Raw genomic sequence first — 585 nt, forward strand, 5'->3', positions numbered from 1 at the left:
TCTAGATATCGTTTTACTGCTTGTATTTTATCTTTTGAAGAAAATTTAGCCATAAAAAATGCACCTCCAATTGTTAATTATGTGTCTAACAATTGGGGTGCACTTCATATAAGAGTGTCCTTTCTAATAGTTTTTTAGCAGAAGCAACTGCATCCGATAATGATTAATAGTATAAAGAGTACAACAAGCAAAGCAAATCCTCCAGCAAAACCACAGCCTTCTCCGCAACTACCACCATAGCCCATAATAGTTCCTCCTTTAGGTAAGAGGATTAAAACTAAGGTTCATTCATGTATTTTAACGGGTTCACTTTACTTTATGTTTTTAAGAATGAATGGAGCAGGTCCTTTTAAAAATAACGAAAAGACCCCCTAAAGTGCCTTCCTTCAACTTGAACCATCTTAATTTTAATAATATATTGGACTCCTATCCGACGAATACTATTTTACTATGCTAATTTTTTTTGTTCATTGAGGGGTAGCACCACACATCCATCAACTTAAGGATTTAGACTATTTTTGAAGTTAAAAGCACGTTACTATTTTCTTATGTTAATGAGAAAGGGTGACGTGTTTTTTATGAATA

Annotated in this window: 1 protein-coding gene; it reads right to left on the reverse strand. The window is 33.3% G+C overall.

Annotation, left to right across the window (positions count from 1 at the left end; genetic code table 11):
• Positions 1-134: 134 nt before the first annotated feature.
• Complete coding sequence (locus ACS2CR_RS34345) at positions 135-245, reverse strand: YjcZ family sporulation protein (protein ID WP_000540371.1); 111 nt, start codon at positions 243-245, stop codon at positions 135-137.
• Between the last annotated feature and the right edge of the window lie 340 nt (positions 246-585).

Origin of the sequence: Bacillus cereus group sp. BceL291, from assembly GCF_051776705.1 — a bacterium.
Lineage (GTDB): Bacteria > Bacillota > Bacilli > Bacillales > Bacillaceae_G > Bacillus_A > Bacillus_A cereus.

Bases quoted from the DNA above. Each gene is read 5' to 3' on its own strand.
- ACS2CR_RS34345 (WP_000540371.1), bottom strand. From the start codon at position 245: ATGGGCTATGGTGGTAGTTGCGGAGAAGGCTGTGGTTTTGCTGGAGGA.